This is a genomic window from Actinomycetes bacterium (assembly GCA_035506535.1).
GTDB lineage: Bacteria > Actinomycetota > Actinomycetes > DATJPE01 > DATJPE01 > DATJPE01.
The window spans coordinates 1-20649 of sequence record DATJPE010000068.1 but is presented as its reverse complement, the minus strand read 5'-3'; the positions used below and the strand labels follow the sequence as shown (position 1 = coordinate 20649).

The window sequence follows — 20649 nt, the reverse complement described above, 5'->3', positions numbered from 1 at the left end:
CAGCGTTGAGCCGGGTGAGCGGGTACCGGTTCACCGACGCCTCCGACGGCAACCTCGCCGAGCACGTCGGCGATGACCCGCGCAACGTCGCGGCCAACCGCGCCGCGCTGCTCGGCTCCATCGACGCCGCGGCGCTGGCCTTCATGCGCCAGGTGCACGGGCGCGGCGTCGCCGTCGTGCGCGAGGTGCCCGCCGCCGCCCCGGAGGTCGACGCGCTCGTCACCGACCGCCCGGGGCTGGCCCTCGCCGTCCTCGTCGCCGACTGCGTGCCGGTCCTGCTGGCCGACCCCGCCGCCGGGGTCGTGGGGGTGGCGCACGCCGGGCGGGAGGGCGTACGGCTCGGCGTCGTCGACGCGGCCCTGGACGCGATGGCCGGGCTCGGTGCAGACCCCGCGCGGGTCGACGTACGGCTCGGCCCGGCCATCTGCGGCGGCTGCTACGAGGTCCCCGCGGACCTGCGCGACGCGGTGGACGCCGCCGTCCCGGGCAGCGCCGCCACCACCCGGTGGGGGACGCCGTCGCTGGACCTGCGGGCCGGTCTCGCCGCGCACCTCGCCGGCCGGGTCGCGTCGGTCGAGGTCAGCCCGGTGTGCACGCTGGAGGACGAGCGGTACTTCTCCTATCGCCGCGACAAGGACACCGGCCGCTTCGCCGGCCTCGTGTGGCGGGCGCCATGAGCGAGGACGCCCGGCGGGACGAGCTCGCCGCCAACCTGGCCGACGTACGGGAGCGGATCGCCCGGGCCTGCGCCGATGCCGGACGTGACCCGGCGGAGCTGACCCTGGTCGCCATCACCAAGACCTGGCCGGCCGAGGACGTCCGCCGTCTCGCCGCGCTCGGTGTCCGCGACGTCGGCGAGAACCGCGACCAGGAGGCGGCCCCGAAGGCCGCCGCGCTGGCCGACCTCGACCTCACCTGGCACTTCGTCGGGCAGCTGCAGGCCAACAAGGCGGCGTCCGTGGCCCGCTACGCCCACGTCGTGCAGTCGGTCGACCGGATGCGCCTGGTGGCCGCGCTGGAGCACGGGGCGGCTCGCGCGGGGCGCGACCTCGACGTGCTCGTCCAGGTCGGGCTCGAGGACGTCGAGGGGCGCGGCGGGGCCTCGGCGGCCGACGTACCCGCCCTCGCCGCCGCCGTCGCCGGCAGCGAGCGGCTGCGGCTGCGCGGGGTGATGGCCGTCGCGCCGCTGGGGGCGGACCCGGCGGCGGCCTTCGCCCGGCTGGCCGAGGTGCACGAGCACCTGCTGCGGACTCATCCCGCCGCGACCTGGCGCTCGGCAGGGATGTCGGGCGACCTGGAGCAGGCGGTCCGGGCGGGTGCGACACACCTGCGGATCGGGACGGCGCTTCTCGGGCCCCGGCCCGCGCTCGGGTAGTCTCGACCGCGGTAACGGCTCGCCAGAGCAGGTCGAAAGGGTCACCATGGCCGGCGCGATGCGCAAGATGGGCGTGTACCTCGGACTCGTCGAGGACGAGGCCGCCGACGTCTACGACGACGGCTATGACGAGGACGTCCACGAGGCCCACGAGACCCGTCCCACCCGCACCCTGACTCCCGTGCGCGAGGACAAGCCCTACGTCGCTGCGCGGCCGGCGCCCGCCCCCGCCTCGCGCGCCCCGCGCCCGGAGGGGCGCGACGTCGTCGACTCCTACCGCATCACGACGCTGCACCCGCGCAACTACAACGACGCCCGTACGGTCGGGGAGTACTACCGCGACGGCACGCCGGTGATCATGAACCTCACCGACATGGACGACACCGACGCCAAGCGGCTGGTCGACTTCGCGGCGGGCCTGGTGTTCGGCCTGCACGGGACCATCGAGCGGGTCACGGCCAAGGTGTTCCTGCTGTCCCCGGCCAACGTCACCGTGACGGCCGAGGAGAAGGCGCGCCTCGCCGAGGGCGGTTTCTTCAACCAGTCGTGAGCCCACAGGTGCGCGGTCGGTGAGGCTGCTCGGCGAGATCATCAGCTACGTCGGCTGGATCTTCTTCCTCTTCCTGCTCTTCCGCTTCGTCATGGACTGGGTGTTCATGTTCGCGCGGGACTACACCCCCCGCGGGATCATGCTCATCGTTGTCGAGGTGACGTACACGGTCACCGATCCGGCCGTGAAGTTCGTGCGGCGCATCGTCCCGCCGCTGCGCCTCGGGGGGGTCGTGCTCGACCTCTCGATGCTGATCCTGCTGCTGTTCGTGCAGATCGTGGTGATCGGGATCATCGCGGGAACCCTCATGAGTGTGTGACATCCCGTCGATCGCAGGGTGACGTTCAGTAGGCTTTGCGCCCGGAAGCCCCTCCCGACCCTCTGGAGCACGCGCCATGCCTCTCACTCCTGCGGACGTCGCCGCCAAGCAGTTCACGGTCGTCCGGCTCACCCAGGGCTACAAGATGGACGAGGTCGACGCCTTCCTCGACGAGGTCGAGGGGGAGCTCGGCCGGCTCCTGCGGGACAACGAGGAGCTGCGCACGGCCGCGGCGCGTCCGGGCGCGGTGGCGGCCCCCGCCCCGGCCCCGGAGGCGCCCGCGCCGGCGCCCATGGCGCCCCCGGTCGCGGCTCCCGCCGGGCCGCCCCCGACCGACGCCGCCGTCCGCATGCTCGAGCTGGCCCAGAAGACCGCCGACGAGCACGTGAACCTGGCCAAGGTCGAGGCGCAGCGCATCCTCGACGAGGCCCGGGGGGAGCAGGCCCGGCTCACGGCGGACCTGGAGGCCCAGCGCAGCGTCCTGCAGGCCAAGGTGGACGAGCTGCGCGCCTTCGAGCGCGAGTACCGGACTCGCCTGCGCAGCTACCTCGAGGGCCAGCTGCGCGAGCTGGACTCGCGCGGCACGGCCGCCCCGCCCATCCCGCCGTCGGTCGCCACGCAGACCGCGCCGGCGCCCTCGACCCCGCCGTCGGCGACCCCACCCAGCGCGCCACCTCCCGCGCCCCCTGCCCCGCCGCCGTCCGCGCCGGCACCGTCCACCCAGGCCCCGTCGGCCCCCCCGGCTTCGCCGCCGTCGGCCCCCCAGGCTCAGCCGCCGTCCGCGCCGCCGGTTCAGGCGCCTTCCGCGCCGCCGGTCCAGGCGCCTTCCGCGCCCCCGGCCCAGCCCGGCGTCCAGGTCGCGCCGCCCGCGCAGCCGGTGCCCCAGCCCCGCCCGTTCGCGCCCGCTCCCGCGCCGGCCCCGGTCCCGGACGCCCCGTCCGGACCGCCGGCCCAGGCCGACTGAACCCACCCACCTCCCACATGTGGCGGGTTGTCCGTCACTCGGGGGGCGGGGAGTGACGTACTGGCCGCCACAGGTGGGCATGGATTGAGGTGGCAGCCGACACTGTCGGGACCCGGGGCAGGCCGGGGTCCCGACAGTGGTCCAGCGGTGGAGGGGCTTGAGCCGGCCGGGTGTCAGGCGGTACGGCGGAAGGGGTCGCGCGGCGGCGGGATCGCCATCGTGATCCGCGCGCCATCGAGGGGGATCCCGGTCAGGTCGAGCACGGCCTTGAGCACGGTCTCGGTCGTGACGCCACGCTCGACGCCGGCGGCGGTCACCATCGCGCGGTAGATCGTCACGTAGTGCTTGACCGGGGTGTCGTAGCTCCAGTCGACCGACCCGAGATGGACGGCGTCGCCCGGTGAGTCGGGAGCGGTCCAGGGGCGGTCCCAGACCTGGACGCCTGCGGGGGAGCAGGCGAAGAGCCCGCCACGGGTGACCTCGTGGGAGCGAGCGGCGTCCAGCAGCCGTCGCGCGTCCTGCTCGGCCAGCACCAGAGCAGGACGGACGTGGCTGGACAGCGCGGGGACGGCCACGGCGTGCGCCTTGAGCGTGAGCCCAGCAAGGCTCGGCCCGCCGAGGGGCATGGTGTTGATCGACATGCGGTCCTCCACTGGTGGCCGTGGATCCCGGGGGCGTCCGGATCCTCCGACCTTCCTCCCGTTTCGGCAGCGCGAATGCCGAACTTGAATCGACCCCGGGCCCTTGGTCCCTGGGCGCCTCGGCGGCGCGCGCGTAGCCTGCGCGAAGGGGGTGCCCCATGGCTGTCCGACGCTTGCATGCAGGGCTCGTCGTGCTGGCCGCCGCGGCGCTCGTGGCCCCGTTCGCAGCACCCGCGGCCTCGGCGGCCGCCGTGTCGGCCACCGTCGACCTGCCCCGTCACTCCCAGGTCCTCGCGGCGACGATGCGGGCTGCCGACTACTACCGGGGGACGTACGCCACCACGACGCTGACGCCCAAGAACGGGTGGTCGTGGGCGACGTACTTCCAGGGCGTTCAGGCGCTCTACCGCGCGTCCGGCGACTCGCGCTACCTGTCCGACGGCATGGCCTGGGGTACGTCGAACGCGTGGGGCATCTCGACGAACGTCTACGAGATCGACCCGAACTCGATCAAGGCGGCCGAGACGTACTACGACCTGCACGCGATCAACTCGGCCGCCTCGCTGACGGCCGCCGACGCGACCATGGCCGCGGATCTCACGAACCTGCCGGTGTCGCGCTACGACTGGATCGACGCGTTGTTCATGGGGCTGCCGGACTTCCCGCGGTGGGCGGTCCGCACCGGCAACAGCGCCTACCTGGCCAAGATGGACGCCTTCTACACCTGGGCCCGTGACTCGGGCGGCACGAGCAGCCGCTGCAGCGGGCGCACCGTGGCGCAGCCGGGCCTGTACGACGCCTCGCAGGGCCTCTGGTACCGCGACTGCACGTTCATCGGGGCGAAGGACGCCAACGGCAAGCTCGTCTTCTGGTCGCGGGGCAACGGCTGGGTGATCGCCGCCATGGCGAACGTCCTCGAGGCGCTGCCCGCGAACGACCCGCATCGCGCCATGTACTCCTCGATGCTCCAGACGATGGCCGCCCACCTGCGCCCGCTGCAGGGCAGCGACGGCATGTGGCGCTCCAGCCTCGAGGACGCGGCGCTGTTCCCGACGCCGGAGACGAGTGGTACGGCGCTGATCACCTACGCGCTCGCGTACGGCATCAGGGCGGGCATCTTGGACGCGCCGACGTACCTGCCGGTCGTCGCGAAGGCGTGGCAGGGGCTGACCTCGATCGCCCTGCAGCCCAGCGGGTTCGTGACCGACTGCCAGGCCGCGGCCTCCGGACCGGGCGCGTCCTATACGGGCACCGCCCCGCGCACGGCGCCGACGTCGACCTCGTCGGGCACGGTCAACACCGACTCCCAGCCGTTCTGCGTCGGGGCGTTCCTGATGGCCGGCAGCGCGGTCGCCGGCCTGACGAGCAGCCCCTCGACCGGCCGCCCGGTCACCGCGACGGCCCAGCAGACCGGCAACGAGGCCACCCACGTCGACGACGGCAACGTCACGACGCGGTGGTCGGCGGAGACCTTCCCGCAGTCGGTGACGATCGACCTCGGGTCGACGTACCGCCTGAGCAACTCGATGCTCGTCCCCTATCAGGACCGGGCCTATCGCTACCGCGTGCAGACGTCCACGGACAACAAGACGTGGACCACCGTCGTCGACCGGACGACGAACACCGCGACGGGGGTCCGCCTCGACGACTTCGCCACGACGGTGAGCGCGCGCTACGTCCGGCTGACCGTGACCGGGGTCTACGGGGTGAGCACCGACTGGGTGAGCATCCAGGAGTTCGCGGTGTACGACCGGTTCGCACCGCGCGTCGACCTCGCTCGGGCGCACCCGACGGCCGGCTCGATGACCGCGTCCGGCCACCCTGCGACGGCGGCGACCGACGGCAGCTCGGCGACGTGGTGGTCCTCGGCGAGCGCGCCGACGACCAGCGCCCCCCAGAGCCTGCTCGTCGACCTCGGGGCGAGCACCCCGGTCGACACCGTGCGGGTGTTCTCGCGGGCGGGCTGCGGGCCGCACCACACCAACGTCCTCGTGAGCACGACCGGCAGCTCCTACACGACCGTCGCCTCGGTCGACCTCCCCAACACCGAGGGCCCGGGCCAGGTGGTCTTCCCGACGGTCAACGCTCGCTGGGTGCGGTTGTCCTCGACGTCGTCGTGGTGCTCCACCGCCGTCTCGGTCGAGGAGCTCGAGGTGTTCCGAGCCCTGGGCAGCTGAGCCGGCCTCACGCCCTGGCGAGCCAGAAGCGCAGGCCGAGGTCGGGGTCGCCGAACTCGCCGCCGCCGCCCACCTGCTCGGCCATCGAGGTGGCGAGGACCTCCTCGGCGACCAGCCCGCCGTGCTCGCGCATCGCCTCCGCGGTCTCGCCCTCGGCCAGCCAGGACAGCGAGATCCGGTCGGAGACGTCGAGGCCGCTCGCCTTGCGGGCATCTTGGATCAGCCGTACGGCCTCGCGGGCGAGCCCGGCCCGGCGCAGCGCCGGCGTGATGGTGAGGTCGAGCGCGACCGTGTCGGCGGCGTCGGCGGCAACGGCCCAGCCCGAGCGCGGCGTCTCCGACAGGACCACGTCGTCGGTGCCGACCTCGACCGGCCCGCCGTCCACGGTCACCGTGGCCGAGCCGGTGGAGCGCAGCGCGGCGGCGAGCGCTCCCGCGTCGGCGGCGGCGATGGCGGCAGCGACCAGCGGCGTGCGCTGGCCGAAACGCTTGCCGAGGGAGCGGAAGTTGCCCTTGGCGCTGACGTCCACGAGCTCGCCGGCGGCCCCGGACAGGCTCTCCAGCGAGGCGACGTTGAGCTCCTCGGCGACCTCGGCGCGCAGGTCCGCGGGCAGGTCGGCCCAGCCGGGCGAGGCGACGAGGGCGCGCCCGAGCGGCTGGCGGGTCGGGATGCGCGACTCCGCCCGCGCCGAGCGGCCGAGCTCGACGAGGCGGCGGACCAGACCCACCCGGGCGGCCAGGGTGTCGTCGACCACGGCAGGGTCGGTCGCGGGCCACGCCGCGAGGTGCACCGAGGCGGGCTCGTCGGCCGAGGTGGCCGCGAACAGGTCCTGCCACACCCGCTCGGTGACGAACGGGGTCAGCGGGGCGAGCACCAGGGTGAGGGTGCGCAGGCACTCGTGCAGGGTGGCCAGCGCGGCGGGCTCGCCGCGCCAGAAGCGTCGCCGGGAGCGGCGCACGTACCAGTTGGACAGGTCGTCGACGAAGGCGGTCAGCAGCCGGCCCGCCTTCTGGGTGTCGTAGACCTCCAGCGCCGCGTCGACGTCGCGCGCGAGGCGGTGCGCCTCGGACAGCGCCCAGCGGTCGAGGACGCCGCGCTCGGCGAGGGGGGGCGCGCCGTCGGCGGGCGACCAGCCGGCCGCGCGGGCGTACAGCGACTGGAACGCGACCGTGTTCCAGTACGTCAGCAGCACCTTGCGCACGATGTCCTGCAGCGCCGTGTGCCCGATGCGCCGCGGCAGCCACGGCGAGCCGGTGGCGGCCATGAACCAGCGCACGGCGTCCGCGCCGTGGGTGTCCATCAGCGGGATCGGCTCGAGGATGTTGCCGAGGTGCTTGCTCATCTTGCGGCCGTCCTCGGCGAGGATGTGGCCGAGGCAGACGACGTCCTCGTAGCTGGAGCGGTCGAAGACGAGCGTGCCGACCGCCATCAGCGTGTAGAACCAGCCGCGGGTCTGGTCGATCGCCTCGCAGATGTAGTTCGCCGGGTACGCCGCCTCGAACGCCTCGGCGCTGCCCTCGGCGTGCGGGTACCCCCACTGGGCGAAGGGCATCGACCCGGAGTCGTACCAGGCGTCGATCACCTCGGGTACGCGGCGGGCCTGCTCGCCGCACTGCGGGCAGGGGAGGGTCACGTCGTCGACGTAGGGCCGGTGCGGGTCGAGCTCGGAGAGGTCCCGGCCGGCGAGCTCGCCGAGCTCGGCACGGGAGGCGACGCATGTCTGGTGGCCCTCGCCGCAGACCCAGATGGGCAGCGGGGTGCCCCAGTAGCGGTTGCGCGAGAGCGCCCAGTCGATGTTGTTGTGCAGCCAGTCGCCGTAGCGGCCCCACTTGATGGTGTCGGGGTACCAGTTGGTGCGCTCGTTCTCGCGCAGCAGCGCGTCCTTGATCGCGGTGGTGCGGATGTACCAGGACGGCTGCGCGTAGTAGATGAGGACGGTGTGGCAGCGCCAGCAGTGCGGGTAGGCGTGCTCGTAGGGCTGGTGCTTGACCAGCAGCCCGCGCTGCTGGAGGTCGGCCACCAGGGCCTGATCGGCCTTCTTGAAGAACGTCCCGCCGACCAGCGGCACGTCCTCGGCGAAGCGGCCGTCCGGCAGGACGGGGTTGACGACGGGCAGGCCGTACGCCCGCGAGACCGCGAGGTCGTCCGCACCGAAGGCCGGCGCCTGGTGGACCAGGCCGGAGCCGTCGTCGGTCGTCACGTAGTCGGCGAGCACGACGTAGTGCGCGTCCGGGATGTCGACGAGGCCGAACGGGGGGTCGTAGGTCCAGCGCTCGAGGTCGCGGCCGGCGTACGTCGTCTCGATGGTCCACCCCTCGCCGAGGGCGGCCCCCAGCAGCGGCTCGGCGACGACGAGGCGCTCCTCGCCGTCGGTCGCGACCACGTAGGTCACGTCCGGGTGCACGGCGACCGCGGTGTTGGAGACCAGCGTCCACGGCGTCGTGGTCCACACCAGCAGCGACGCCCGGCCGGCCAGCGGCCCGGAGGTGAGCGGGAAGCGGACGTAGACCGAGGGGTCGACCACGGTCTCGTAGCCCTGGGCCAGCTCGTGGTCGGACAGGCCGGTGCCGCAGCGGGGGCAGTACGGCGTCACGCGATGGTCCTGGACCAGCAGCCCGGCGTCCCAGATCCGCTTGAGAGACCACCACACCGACTCGACGTAGGAGGGGTCCATCGTCCAGTACGCCTGGGAGAGGTCGACCCAGTAGCCCATCCGCCGGGTCATCTCGACGAAGGCGTCGACGTGGCGCACGACGCTCTCGCGGCAGCGGGCGTTGAACTCGGCGACGCCGTACGCCTCGATGTCGCCCTTCACGCGAAAGCCGAGCTCCTGCTCGACGGCGAGCTCGACCGGCAGGCCGTGGCAGTCCCAGCCGGCCTTGCGGGGGACGTGGTAGCCCTTCATCGTCCGGTAGCGCGGGAAGAGGTCCTTGAAGACGCGCGCCTCGACGTGGTGGGTGCCGGGCATCCCGTTGGCGGTCGGCGGGCCCTCGTAGAAGATCCACGGCGGACGGCCCGCCGAGGCGGCCACGCTGCGCCGGAACACGTCGTGGGCGTCCCAGAAGGCCAGCACCTGCTGGTCCAGGGCGGGCAGGTCGACCTGCGCCGGGACGGCGGCGTACATCGGGTGGTCCTTCGCCACAGCGGGCCCCTCGGGGTGGCTCGTCTCGGCGGAGGGACGAGCCCCGTGCCGCGCCCGGGTCCCGCGGTACCACCCTCCTTGGGTGCGCACGCGCACCCCACTCGAGGTCGCCTGCTGCCGGGTCTAGTGAGGCGCCCGGCTCTCACCCGGCGCCCGTTCTTCCGGCGGCTCGGAGGTGATGGCCCCGTCAACGCCGTACAGGTCGGTCACCTATCGTAAGCGAGCCGCCCGCTCCCTGGCCCAGGTGTTAGGCGTCCGTCGGTCGATCGACCCTCCCACGCCTAACAGCTGGACCGGGCCCGCTGGCCTCCTCGGACCTGTTAGGCGTCCGTCGGTCGATCGACCCTCCGACGCCTAACCCGGCGGACGGCAGCGCGTCGGATTGCCGTTGAACGTGTGAGCAACCTATCCTTCCGCAACCGTACGTGATCATGATCGGCACGAGGGGACACGTCGATGGCCGAGAGCACCAGCGCCGCTGGGCGGGTCCGGCGAGCCCTGGGCGAGGTCGTCAAGGCGGCCACCCGTACGTCCCCGGCCAAGCGCACGGCCACCGCGTCTGCGGCCAAGACCCCCGCCAAGGCGGCCAAGACCCCCGCCAAGGCCCCGCCGAAGACGGCGGCAAAGGCTGCGGCGAAGGCCGCGAAGGCGCCGGCCGCGAAGGCGGCCAAGGCTCCCGCCGCCACGGCGGCGAAGGCCCCCGCGAAGGCCGCGAAGGCGCCGGCGAAGAAGGCAGGGACCAAGACGGCAAAGGCTGCGGTCAAGGCGCCTGCCAAGGCAGCGGCAAAGGCGGCCGCGAAGGCTCCCGCGAAGACGGCGGCAAAGACGGCGACAAAGACGGCAGCGAAGGCCGCCAAGACCCCGGTGAAGTCCCCAGCGAAGGCTCCCGCCAAGACGGCGGCCAAGGCCCCCGCGAAGTCGGCAGCAACGAAGTCGGCAGCAACGAAGACTGCTGCCAAGGCTCCCGCGAAGGCAGCGCCGGCCAAGGCGGCGACCAAGACGGCGACCAAGGCGGCGGCCAAGACTGCGCCCGCGAAGGCCCCGGCCAAGACCACCCCGGCGAAGGCTGCCCCGGCGAAGGCTGCGCCGGCGAAGAAGGTCGCCCCCCAGGCGCTGGTCGTGCGCGAGGACGAGTCACCGTGGACGGCGGCGGAGCTCGCGGAGGTACGTACCGAGCTCGAGAGCGAGCTGGCCCGGCTGCGCAGTGAGATCGCCGTCGCGGAGGAGGGCCTCGCGGACCTGCTGCGCGACTCCGGCGACGGGGCGGGCGACGACCAGGCCGACGCCGGGACGAAGACCTTCGAGCGGGAGCACGAGATGTCGCTCGCGGCGAACAGCCGCGACATGCTCGACCAGACCGAGCGGGCGCTCAAGCGGATCGCCGACGGGACGTACGGCGTGTGCGAGGTCTGCGGGAACCCGATCGGGAAGCGCCGGCTGCAGGCGTTCCCGCGGGCGACCCTGTGCAAGGAGGACAAGCAGCGCGAGGAGCGCCGCTAGAGCGTGACCACCGACAAGCGGGGCACCCTCCTGCCGGTCGTCCTCGGGGTCGCCGCCGCGGTGTGGGTGCTCGACCAGGTCAGCAAGGCGATCGTCGTGCACGTCATGGCGACGCACGCGGACATCCGCCTGCTCGGGGGCTGGCTCACCATCACCTACACGCGCAACCCGGGCGCGGCGTTCTCGCTGGGCACGGGCTCGACCTGGCTGTTCACGCTCATCGCCGTGGTCGTCGTCGTGGTCATCCTGCGCAGCAGCCGCAACCTCGGCTCGACGTTGTGGGCGCTCTGCCTCGGCGGCCTGCTCGGCGGCGCCGTCGGGAACCTCACCGACCGCATCTTCCGCGCGCCGGGGCTCTTCCAGGGACACGTCGTGGACTTCATCCACCCCCAGCACTTCGCGGTGTTCAACCTTGCCGACTCCGCCATCACCTGCTCGGCGATCGGGATGGTCCTGCTCGCGCTGTTCGGGGTGGAGTTCGACGGGTCCCGGCGGGGTGCGGCGCATGAGTGACGGGCCCGACGTACGCGCGCTGCCGGTGCCCGACGGGCTCGAGGGGGAGCGGGTCGACGCGGGGCTGGCGCGGCTGTTCGGGCTGAGCCGTACGCGCGCCGCCGAGCTCGCCGGTCAGGGGCTGGTGCTCCTCGACGGTGCGCCGGTGGGCAAGAGCGAGCGGCTGCACGCCGGCGCCTGGCTGGAGGTGACGCTCCCCGCCGCGCCGGCGGTCGAGGTCGCCGTGCCGCAGGACGTACCCGGGCTCGCCATCCTCTACGACGACCCGGACATCGTGGTCGTCGACAAGCCGGTCGGGGTCGCGGTGCACCCGAGCCCGGGCTGGACGGGGCCGACCGTCGTCCAGGGGCTGGCGGCCGCCGGGTACCGGGTGTCGACGTCGGGCGCCGCCGAGCGGCAGGGGGTCGTCCACCGCCTCGACGTCGGGACGTCGGGGGTCATGGTGGTGGCCAAGAGCGAGCGGGCGTACTCGGTGCTCAAGGACGCCTTCCGGCAGCGCAGCGTCGACAAGGTCTACCACGCGCTGGCGCAGGGTCACCTCGACCCGTCGCGCGGGACGATCGACGCGCCGATCGACCGGCACCCGGTGCACGACTACCGCTGGGCGGTCGTGGCGGGCGGCAAGCCGAGCGTGACCCACTACGACACCCTCGAGGCGTTCCGGGGGGCGTCCCTGCTGGAGATCCACCTCGAGACCGGGCGCACGCACCAGATCCGGGTGCACCTGGCCGCCCTGCGCCACCCCTGCGTCGGCGACCTCACCTACGGCGCCGACCCCGCACTGGCAGCCCGGCTGGGGCTGCAGCGGCAGTGGCTGCACGCGGTACGCCTGTCGTTCGCGCACCCCACGACGGGGGAGCCGGTGTCCTTCAGCTCGCCGTACCCGGCGGACCTCCAGCACGCCCTCGACGTGCTCAGGGCTCAGGCGTGAAGTAGCCGCCGGTACCGGTCCCGGGGGCCGGGTACGGGTAGCTCGGCGGGCCGTACCCGGCGGACAGGTCCAGGGCCTGCGTGACGCCCTGGTCCCACTCGTCCTGGGACACCCACAGGTGCCGGCCGACGAGAAAGCTCGTGTAGCCGCTGCGGCCGTCCTGGAACCACAGCCCGGCGCGACTGGCCGCGAACAGGGCACGGTTGTTGGGGTGGCCGGTGAGGTCGGCCGGCAGGACCATCCGGTAGAGGTGCTTGTCGGCGCCGACGTACTGGACGAGGGCGGCGTATCCGAAGCTGGTGTCCTGGCCGACGGTGCCCTGGACGTCGCTGACCGCGCGGACGGTCGCCCCCGACGCGATGGTCAGGTCGTGGCGCCGCCAGGCCTGGCCGTGGCCGCCGAAGAGCTGCTCGACGTGACCGGTGACGGTCCGGACCGTCACGTTGAGGACCGCGTGGGTCGTGGCCGACGGCTCGCTGGCCCAGCCGTACGGACGTCCGTACGGCTTGCCCGTCCAGTGGGCGAGTGCGGACACGTCGCTGTCGTGCCAGGCCGTCCAGGCGCCGCCGACGGTCCACGCGAGCAGGTGGACGTGCCGGTCGGTGCCGCGGTAGACGAGCACCGCCCGGGGGGTGGCTCCCGTGCTGTCGACGAACTCGGTGGGGTCGGCCGACGCCTTGACCCTCGTGCGGGCGGCCCGGGTGAGGTCGAGGTCCTTCCAGTGGTCGCCGGCCCTGGTCCACGTGAGCCCGTGGAGGTGGCCGTTGGTCGCGCGGTAGACGACCCACTGCCGGCCCAACGTGTCGTAGCTCCAGCCCAGCGGGTCGCCGGCGCTGCGTGCCTTGGTGCCGGCGGCGCTGGTCAGGTCGGTCTTGTGCCAGGTCGTCTCGGCGTAGTCCTGCTTCCAGAGCTCGATGACGTGACCGTTGGCCGCGCGGTAGACGACGTGCTCCTCGGGCTTGGTCGGGTCGATCGCACTGGAGTACCCGTACGGCGTCCCCGTCGCCTTCGGCCAGCCCGGGCTGCTGATGTCGTGGTCGCCGGCGTTGAGCCGGATGTCCTCGATGCGCCAGTCGACGAACCGCACGACGTGGACATCGCCGCTGGCGTCGCGGTAGGTGATGTTCGGCTCGTTGCCCTCGTCCTGGGGCGAGCTCGGCGGCGGCTGCTGCGCCGCCGCGGGCGAGACAGCGAGGGCGAGCCCCACGGCTGTCGCCGCGACCAGGATCCAGGCACGGATGCTCACGACCGTCCAGCCTGCGCCGGGTGCTCGGCGCGGCGGTAGGGCCGCAGGTCCTCTCTCAACCCTCGTCGACGTAGGTGTACCACGGCCCGGTGAGGTGCGAGACGGTCATGCCGGCGTCGGCGCGCGCACCGTGGGGGGCGTACAGGAACCCGGCGTCGCAGAGCATGTCGCAGCCGTGGACCTCGCTGTACAGGATCTGGTCGCCCTCGTCGGACACCCACTGGATCGTGTACAGCCCGATCCGCTGGCGGGCCTCGGTCTCCGGGGACGAGGCCGTCGCCGACCGGTCGAACGCGGTGCGGCTGAGCTGGAAGCGTGCCTGAAGCGGCAGGTTCGTCACGTCGAGCGACAGGACGACCAGACCGGCCACGGGCGCGACGACCAGCCACCAGGAGAAGCGCCGTCTGGTCGCGATGAAGGCGAGGACGCGGACAGCCCAGACCACCGCGGCGAGCACCACGAGGAACGTCACGACCATGATGAGCAGGAAGTCGTCGCCGGGCAGGCTGGCGTTCCAGAGGAGTGCCAGGCCGAGGGGGACCAGCAGCGCGTGGAAGACCGGCCCTGGCGGGTGCTCCCAGAACCGCAGCCGCTCTCGCCGGGTCACGCTGGCAGGATGCCGTACGTGGGCCTCCCCGAGGTATCGGTCAAACTGGCCGAGTCCTCGCTGGACCTCGCGGGTGCGCTGCGGGTGCGCTACGTCGTCTTCGTCGAGGAGCAGGGCGTCCCGCTCGACCTCGAACGAGACGAGCGGGACGCGACTGCGGACCACGTGGTGGCGCTGCGTGGCGAGGAGTACGTCGGCGCCGGGCGCCTCGTCATCGAGGAGCCGGGCTTCCTCGGGCTCGACGCGGCGCTGGGCCCCGTCGGGCACCTGGGCCGCATCGCCGTGCTGGGCTCGCTGCGCGGGGCGGGGGTCGGCGCGCAGCTCGTACGCGCCCTGGAGTCCCGCGCCGCCGAGCGCGGCCTGCACCTGGTCTACCTCGGCGCGCAGACGCACGCGCTGGGGTTCTACGAGCGGCTCGGGTACGTCGCCTTCGGCGCGGAGTTCGACGACGCCGGCCTCCCGCACCGCCACATGTGGCACCCCCTCTAGTAAGGCGTCAGGCGAGCTGGTGCCAGGTGGTGCCGCCCTTGCAGAACCACAGGCGGTGGCTGGCGTCGACGAACAGGTCGCCGGCCTGGCCGCTGCTGGGGTGGGTCGAGGCGGTAGAGGGCTGCAGCTGGACGGCCGCGGCGCCGCCGCGGAAGCGCCCGCCCCGCCCGATGGTCCCGCCGACCCCGACGACGCCGATGCCGGCGTGGACGGCGGAGGCGTTCGTGCCCCACACGCCGGCGCCCGAGCCGTAGTTGACGCCCGTGACGGTGCCGTTGTCGTTGGCGGTGTTGACGGCCTCGACGTACACCCCTCGTCCGAGCCCATGAGTGACGAGGTGGGCGGCGTCGGTCGTCGTGGACGTGTCGGACTGGGTGAGGTCGAGCACGTCGGCGGTCTCGGTGGAGGCGACGATGCCCTGGCTGGTGTCGTGCGCGACGATCTGGACGCCGATCCCGGGGACCGTGACGAACGGCGGGGCGACGCCGTTGGGGGCGCCGTCCCAGGCGTCGAGGGAGATGGCCGGCGCCATCTTGCCGGAGGCGTAGATGGCTGTGCCGCCCCACTCCACGGCGCTGCGTACCAGATTGCGGGAGTAGACGGCGAGGGCGATCTGGTCCTCCAGCAGGACGTACACGTCGCCGTTGTCGCCCTCCGCCTGGTCCCCGATGTGCATGGTGCTGGCGTGGATTCCGCCGTTCGTGACGTCGATCGCGACGTCGGTCTCGTCCGGCATGGACAGTGACGTGGTCTGGCCGCCGGGGTCGTTGACCTGGCCGAGCAGCATCGGGTCACCGGCTGCGGCGTGGGCGGGGCTCGCGGCGAGACCGGTCAGCGCCGCCGCGCCCGCACCGGCGGCCGCGAGGGCCGGCAGGGAGGTGAGCAGGCCTCGGCGGGAGACCTTCGCTTCGCGGGTCGCGGGAGCGGCGGGAGGGCGTACGTCCTCCCGCCTGCCCAGCAACTCCCTCAGCTCGGCCACCTGCTGGGTCAGCTCGGCCACCTGCTGCTCGAGGTCGTGCGTCGACGCCATCGCGTACCTCCTGGGCACCCCGGGGAAGATGATCAGCGGCACGGTAAACCCGTACGGGCGCGTGCGGTGACGTTCCGCAAGATTGCGTGTACGAAGGGGTACCCAGCGGTGTCAGGCGAGCTGGTGCCAGGTGGTGCCGCCCTTGCAGAACCACAGGCGGTGGCTGGCGTCGACGAACAGGTCGCCGGCCTGGCCGCTGCCGGGGTGGGTCGAGGCGGTGGAGGGCTGCAGCTGGACGGCCGCGGCGCCGCCGCGGAAGCGCCCGCCCCGCCCGATGGTCCCGCCGACCCCGACGACGCCGATGCCGGCGTGCGAGGAGGAGGAGTTCGTCCCCCACACGCCAGCACCGGAGCCTGCGTTGACGCCGGTGATCGTGCCGTTGGCGTTGGAGGTGTTGACCGACTGGACGTACAGGCCGCGGCCCAAGCCGTGGGTGACGATCTGCGCCGCGTCGGTCGAGGTCGAGGTGTCGCCCTGCGAGGCGTGCAGCAGTTCCGCCGCGTCGGTCTTGACGTGGATGCCCGGGCTGGAGTCGTGGCCGGTGATGTCGAGGCCCAGGCCGGGGGTGACGTTGTTGGGCTGGGACTGGCCGTTCGGTAGCCCCTCGTAGCCGTCGACGACGATGGCGGCCGCCATGAAGCCGTCGGCGTAGATCGCGCTGCCACCGTGGTCCGCGCTGCTGCTGACCTGGTTGCGGCACTCGACGTACAGCGTGTAGTCGTCGTACCTCAGCACGGTGAGGTCGCCGTCGTCGTTCACCTGGCCGTCGCCGATGTGCATCGTCGAGGCGTGGATGCCGCCGGTGGTCACGTCGAGCGCGTAGTCGGTGCTGTTCGTCATGAACAGCGACGTGGTCTGGTCGCTGGGGTCGTTGGACTGGCCGAGCAGCAACGGGTCGCCCGCGGCCGCGGCGGCCGGGCTCGCGGTCAGCCCACTCAGCGCCATCGCGCCGGCGCCGGCCGCGGCGAGGACGGGCAACGAGGTGAGCAGGCCGCGTCGCGACACGACGTGGTCCGCGGCGTGGTCCGCGGGCTGCTCCGGGGCAGGTACGTCCTCCCGCCGCATCACCGCGGCTTGCAGTGCTTCCAGCTTCTGGGTCAGTTCCGCCACTTGCTGTTCGAGGTCCCGGTTCGACGCCATGGTCCCCTCCTCGAGGAGGCGCGGATGATCACGCAACGTAGTCCCGGGGTGGCACCCGAGGTAACCCTCCGCGACGGCCTATGCACCTACGGGCACGACGTGCGGGTTCCCAGCCCCCACTCTTGGAATGAACGCGACGTTCCTACCGACCTATTGGAAGAACGCCGCGTTCATTCCAAGAGGGAGCGGTGGTGGACAGCCAGGTGCGCAGGCTGCGAGCTTCAGGATGGACGAGCTGGGCGTGGATGTCGGTCGGGATCGGGCTGATCGCATCGAGGGCAGCGGACTCCACGCCCCCGACGGCCACCACGGCGCCGAGCGCGGCGGCCAGGTGCAGCTCCAGCCCGGTGAGGACCGAGCCGCCGATCCCGAGCAGGTAGACGTCGGCAGGACGTACGCGCGAGGCCAGCAGGTCCGACCAGTACGCCAGCGGCTCGCTCAGCCCGAAGCCGGCCGCTTGGGTCCGGCGCAGCTGGTCGTAGCGGTCGTCCGACGTGACACCTCTGGGCAGCCGGGCCGGCAGGTAGCCGACGCTGCGCCAGCCGGGCAGCTCACGACCAGCCGCGGCGGCCAGCGCGCTGACCCCCTGGCTCGTGCCGCCCGAGACGATCGTCCCGCCGCCGCCCGGCATCGCGGCGACCAGCGGCTCCAGCCAGGCCATGACCGGCTTGTGGTCGGCGCGCGCCGAGGCGCCGGCGAGAACCACGACGGGCGCGGCCAGGGTAACGGCAGGCGCAGCCAGGCCCTCGCCGGAGTCGACGCGCGCGGCGTGCGCGAGCGAGAGCAGCTGCGCTGCCAACCCCCACGCGGGGTCGGCGCCGGGGACGGTCAGGCGGCGGATCGACGCGAGCGTCGTCTGCAGCTGCTGCGGATGCGAGGCCGTCGTGACCCCGCGCAGCAGGCAGTGCAGCGCGTCGGCCTCGTCCTCGCCCAGCAGGAGGGCGAACTTCCCGGCGTCGAACCACGACCACGGCAGGTCCTCCTGGCCCGCCGCCTCGCCGCGCCGACGACGAAGCCCTGCCTCGAGTCGGGCGCGATGCGCCGCGACAGAGGCGAGCGACCCGGTCTCCTGGACCTCCAGCTCGACGAGGTTGCCCAGCGGGTAGGGGTCCTCGGGCGAGATGCTCAAGGCCCGCTCGTACCACTGACGCGACTGAACCGGATCGCTGTCCTTGTACGTCCCCCCGAGGGACGCGGCCGCGTCGGCGTCGCCGCCGTCCGCGGCGGCGGCCAACAGGTCGCGACCGCGGGCGAGGTCGCCCGGGCCGGCTCGACGGACCAGCGCCTGACCGAGCGGGTTCGCGGCGCCGGCCTCGGCGGCCACTGGCTCCAGCAGCGCGACGGCGTCCTCGTACCACCCCAGATGAAGGGCGAGCCGGCCGAGGTCGAGCCGCTGCGCCGTCGACAGCCCCGGGTCGGCGCTCTGCGTCGCGACGAAGCGCAGCGCCGCCCGCAGCTCCGCGCGTGCCGCACCGGACGCGTCCCGGGCCCGCGTCAGGAACAGCCGGGCGTGCTCAGCTCGCAGCTGCTCGGCGTGCGACGGATCCAGGTGCTGCTCCACGAAGCCGCGAACGAGCTCCAGCACGCCGAAGGTCGGGACTCCGTCTGCGCGCGTGCGCGAGACCAGCCCGCGCGACACGAGGTGGTCCAGGGCGTCGATTACGTCGCCACCGGGCAGCCCCGTCGTCGTTGCCAGTGGCTGCGCTGTCGTCCATGTCCGGAACGTCGCCAAGGCGCCGAGAACCCGGCGCTGCGCCTCGCTCAGCTCGTCCCACGAGCCGACGAGCAGCGCTGTGACCGAGCGTTGCCGCTCCGGCCGCGCTGTGCCGCTGTCGGTGAGGAGGCTGAGCTCGCGGGTGAGGGTGTCATGCAGCGTGACGAGGTCGACCACGCGCAGCCGAGCCGCCGCGAGCTCGAGCGCCAAGGGGACGCAGCCCAGCAGATCCACCAGTTCGCCGGCCACGTCGCGGTCGATCTCCACGTCTGGCTCGGCGGCCATCGCTCGCTCCCGGAACAGGGCGACGGCGTCCGCTCGGGGCATGGCGGCGACCGGGCGTACGACCTCGCCGGGCACACCGAGCGGCAGGCGGGTGGTGGCCAGCACGTGGGCCGGTGTCCGTGCGAGCAGGTCGGCGACCAGCGCGCCGGCGCGCGGGATCTGCTCGAGGTTGTCCAGCACGACGAGTGAGTGAGGGGACGCGTTCTCGACCGCGTCCCGCACCGTTTGACGGAAGTCCGTCTCCGAGGTGGCGGAGGACAGGTCGACAAAGGTGACGCCTACTGGGAAGGTCGCGACGGACACCCGCGCACACTCGACGGCCAATCTGGTCTTGCCGCTGCCGCCGAGGCCGGTCAGCGTCACGAGCCGGTGCCGCGCGACGTCCCCGGCCAGCACCTCGACCTCGTCGCGGCGCCCGACGAAGGGCGTCGTGTCGACGGGAAGACGTACCGAGCTGCGCAGTGGCGGGAACTCCAGCGCCTTGCCGCGACGGTCGAGCTGGAACACCTCCTCCTCGTCCTCGAAGTCCCGCAAGGCGAATCGCCCGAGCCTGGTCAGCTCCCAGGCCGCGGGCAGCGCCTCCCCCGTGAGGGAAGCCGCGGTGCCGGACACGAGGACCTGGCGACCGTTGGCCAGAGCCCGCAGCCGGGCGCAGCGGTGTACCGCGGAACCGAACACGTTCCCGGCGACCTCGACGACGCTGCCCGCGTGGACCGCCATGCGCACCGCCGGACGTACGCCCTCCGGCCATTCGTGGCCCTGCAGGGCGTCCTGCAGCTCGCCGGCCGCGACCACGGCGTGCACGATCGAGGGGAACACCGCCAGGCGCGAGTCGCCCTCGCCCTGGTCGGGTGGCAGCCGTCCCTCGTGGGCGCTGACCACCGCGGAGACCACGTCGTTGTGGGCCACCATCACCTGCGGCATCTGGTCGGCGTAGCGATGCCAGAGCTGGGTCGAGCCCTCGACGTCGGTGAGCAGGAGACCGACGACGTGCGGGTCGGAGATCGTGGGCGGCTCCGGGGCGGCCGGGGTCGCCACTGCCGCCAGGCTCGAAGGCGGGAGATCGGCGGGTCGCTCGAGCGCCGGGTCCTGCCGGAGCACCGCGGCCTCGAGGTCGCGCAGCCGCGGGCTCGGGTCGATCCCCAGATCGTCCTGAAGCAGGGCGCGCATGCGCTGGTACGCGGCCAGGGCCTCGCTCTGCCGCCCCGACCGGTAGAGGGCCAGCACGAGCTGCTCCCACAGGGTCTCGCGGTACGGGTTCGTCGAGGTCAGCTCGGTCAGCTCGCCGACCAGAGCGCGGTGCTCACCGCAGGCCAGGTCCGCGGCGATTCGGTCCTCGAGCGTGGTCAACCGGTCCTCGGCGAGGGCGGCGGCGACCTCGGCTGCGAACCGGTACTGCTGGAGGTCCGCCAGCGCCGGTCCGCTCCACTCCTCGAGGGCGAGACGCAGCAGACGCGCGGTCTGCCGCGCATCCGCGCAGGCGCGTGCTTGCCGGCGGAGGGTCTCGAAGCGTCCGATGTCGCACGCCTGCTCGTCGACCCGCAGGACGTACCCGGGCGGCGCGGTGACGATGGTGACCGGGTGGCCCGGCGGCTCGGCCAGCGCCCGCCGCAGCTGGGAGACGTAGACCTGGGCGGCGGCCAGCGCGGTCGGCGGGGGCGCGTCCTCCCACAGCGCCTCGAGGATGGAGTCCATCGGAGTGACGTGGTTGCGCCGCAACAGCAGGAACGCGAGCAGCGCCCGCGGCTTCTCCGCGGCGAGGGCGACGGGTACGTCGTTCCGCTCGACGGCCAGCGGCCCCAGCATCCGGAAGTCGAAGGTCGGTGCGGGCGTCTCGGACATCGCTCGGATCGTAGGACTGCGCGGCCAAGGACCGGTCTCGAAAGGCGAACCTCTCGGGACCGGCCCCGCGGCGGCGTCACAGGTAGCAGGTGCTGGAGGCCGTGTCGCGGTAGGACGACATGGTGGTCTGGAAGTAGGCGGCGTAGACACCGACCGGCTTGGTCCAGGCGGAGCCCGTGTACCA

17 protein-coding genes are annotated in these 20649 nt (G+C 73.1%); 10 read left to right on the top strand and 7 right to left on the bottom strand.

The window, feature by feature from the left end:
• Nucleotides 1-14 precede the first annotated feature (14 nt).
• From pgeF to VMI11_10660, 5 genes are all read left to right on the top strand, one after another.
• Entirely contained in the window at nucleotides 15-677 is a 663-nt protein-coding gene (gene pgeF / locus VMI11_10680) for a peptidoglycan editing factor PgeF (protein ID HTY72871.1), read from the top strand.
• Nucleotides 674-1375, top strand: coding sequence for a YggS family pyridoxal phosphate-dependent enzyme (locus VMI11_10675; GenBank protein HTY72870.1), 702 nt, complete (start codon nucleotides 674-676; stop codon nucleotides 1373-1375). Before pgeF ends, VMI11_10675 begins: the two co-directional genes overlap by 4 nt.
• Nucleotides 1376-1421: 46 nt before the next feature.
• The gene (gene sepF, locus VMI11_10670; protein HTY72869.1) at nucleotides 1422-1925 is read left to right on the top strand and encodes a cell division protein SepF; all 504 of its coding nucleotides are present in this window, start codon (nucleotides 1422-1424) and stop codon (nucleotides 1923-1925) included.
• 19 nt (nucleotides 1926-1944) lie between these two features.
• Nucleotides 1945-2244 carry a YggT family protein gene (locus tag VMI11_10665; GenBank protein HTY72868.1) on the top strand — a complete coding sequence of 100 codons (300 nt, stop codon included), beginning with the start codon at nucleotides 1945-1947 and terminating at the stop codon, nucleotides 2242-2244.
• Between the two features lie 76 nt (nucleotides 2245-2320).
• Nucleotides 2321-3208: a DivIVA domain-containing protein gene (locus tag VMI11_10660; protein HTY72867.1), complete on the top strand. Its 888-nt coding sequence runs from the start codon at nucleotides 2321-2323 to the stop codon at nucleotides 3206-3208.
• A gap of 173 nt (nucleotides 3209-3381) precedes the next feature.
• Here VMI11_10660 and VMI11_10655 read toward each other — a convergent pair whose 3' ends face one another.
• Nucleotides 3382-3849 (bottom strand): hypothetical protein, encoded by a 468-nt coding sequence (locus tag VMI11_10655; protein ID HTY72866.1) that lies wholly within the window; start codon nucleotides 3847-3849, stop codon nucleotides 3382-3384.
• 158 nt (nucleotides 3850-4007) lie between these two features.
• Between VMI11_10655 and VMI11_10650 the strand changes: the two genes are divergently transcribed.
• Nucleotides 4008-6026: a glycoside hydrolase family 88 protein gene (locus VMI11_10650; protein ID HTY72865.1), complete on the top strand. Its 2019-nt coding sequence runs from the start codon at nucleotides 4008-4010 to the stop codon at nucleotides 6024-6026.
• Nucleotides 6027-6033: 7 nt separating this feature from the next.
• Here the strand turns inward: VMI11_10650 and ileS are convergent, their stop codons facing one another.
• Nucleotides 6034-9150: an isoleucine--tRNA ligase gene (gene ileS / locus VMI11_10645; protein ID HTY72864.1), complete on the bottom strand. Its 3117-nt coding sequence runs from the start codon at nucleotides 9148-9150 to the stop codon at nucleotides 6034-6036.
• Nucleotides 9151-9624: 474 nt separating this feature from the next.
• Between ileS and VMI11_10640 the strand changes: the two genes are divergently transcribed.
• From VMI11_10640 to VMI11_10630, 3 genes are read left to right on the top strand one after another with little or no spacing between them, the layout of a single operon-like run.
• Nucleotides 9625-10668 (top strand): TraR/DksA C4-type zinc finger protein, encoded by a 1044-nt coding sequence (locus VMI11_10640; GenBank protein HTY72863.1) that lies wholly within the window; start codon nucleotides 9625-9627, stop codon nucleotides 10666-10668.
• A 3-nt stretch (nucleotides 10669-10671) separates the two neighbouring features.
• A complete protein-coding gene (gene lspA, locus VMI11_10635; GenBank protein ID HTY72862.1) occupies nucleotides 10672-11181 on the top strand; it encodes a signal peptidase II in 510 nt (169 codons plus the stop codon).
• A complete protein-coding gene (locus VMI11_10630) occupies nucleotides 11174-12112 on the top strand; it encodes an RluA family pseudouridine synthase (GenBank protein ID HTY72861.1) in 939 nt (312 codons plus the stop codon). Before lspA ends, VMI11_10630 begins: the two co-directional genes overlap by 8 nt.
• Here the strand turns inward: VMI11_10630 and VMI11_10625 are convergent.
• Nucleotides 12096-13358, bottom strand: coding sequence for a hypothetical protein (locus VMI11_10625; GenBank protein ID HTY72860.1), 1263 nt, complete (start codon nucleotides 13356-13358; stop codon nucleotides 12096-12098). The two genes, VMI11_10630 and VMI11_10625, sit on opposite strands and share 17 nt — an antisense overlap.
• A 55-nt stretch (nucleotides 13359-13413) precedes the next feature.
• Complete coding sequence (locus VMI11_10620; GenBank protein HTY72859.1) at nucleotides 13414-13965, bottom strand: hypothetical protein; 552 nt, start codon at nucleotides 13963-13965, stop codon at nucleotides 13414-13416.
• Between the two features lie 9 nt (nucleotides 13966-13974).
• Between VMI11_10620 and VMI11_10615 the strand changes: the two genes are divergently transcribed.
• Nucleotides 13975-14454 carry a GNAT family N-acetyltransferase gene (locus VMI11_10615; protein HTY72858.1) on the top strand — a complete coding sequence of 160 codons (480 nt, stop codon included), beginning with the start codon at nucleotides 13975-13977 and terminating at the stop codon, nucleotides 14452-14454.
• A gap of 7 nt (nucleotides 14455-14461) precedes the next feature.
• Here the strand turns inward: VMI11_10615 and VMI11_10610 are convergent, their stop codons facing one another.
• From VMI11_10610 to VMI11_10600, 3 genes are all read right to left on the bottom strand, one after another.
• The gene (locus VMI11_10610) at nucleotides 14462-15526 is read right to left on the bottom strand and encodes a hypothetical protein (GenBank protein ID HTY72857.1); all 1065 of its coding nucleotides are present in this window, start codon (nucleotides 15524-15526) and stop codon (nucleotides 14462-14464) included.
• Nucleotides 15527-15595: 69 nt separating this feature from the next.
• Nucleotides 15596-16624: a hypothetical protein gene (locus VMI11_10605; GenBank protein HTY72856.1), complete on the bottom strand. Its 1029-nt coding sequence runs from the start codon at nucleotides 16622-16624 to the stop codon at nucleotides 15596-15598.
• Between the two features lie 142 nt (nucleotides 16625-16766).
• The gene (locus VMI11_10600; protein HTY72855.1) at nucleotides 16767-20465 is read right to left on the bottom strand and encodes a BTAD domain-containing putative transcriptional regulator; all 3699 of its coding nucleotides are present in this window, start codon (nucleotides 20463-20465) and stop codon (nucleotides 16767-16769) included.
• Nucleotides 20466-20649 lie beyond the last annotated feature (184 nt).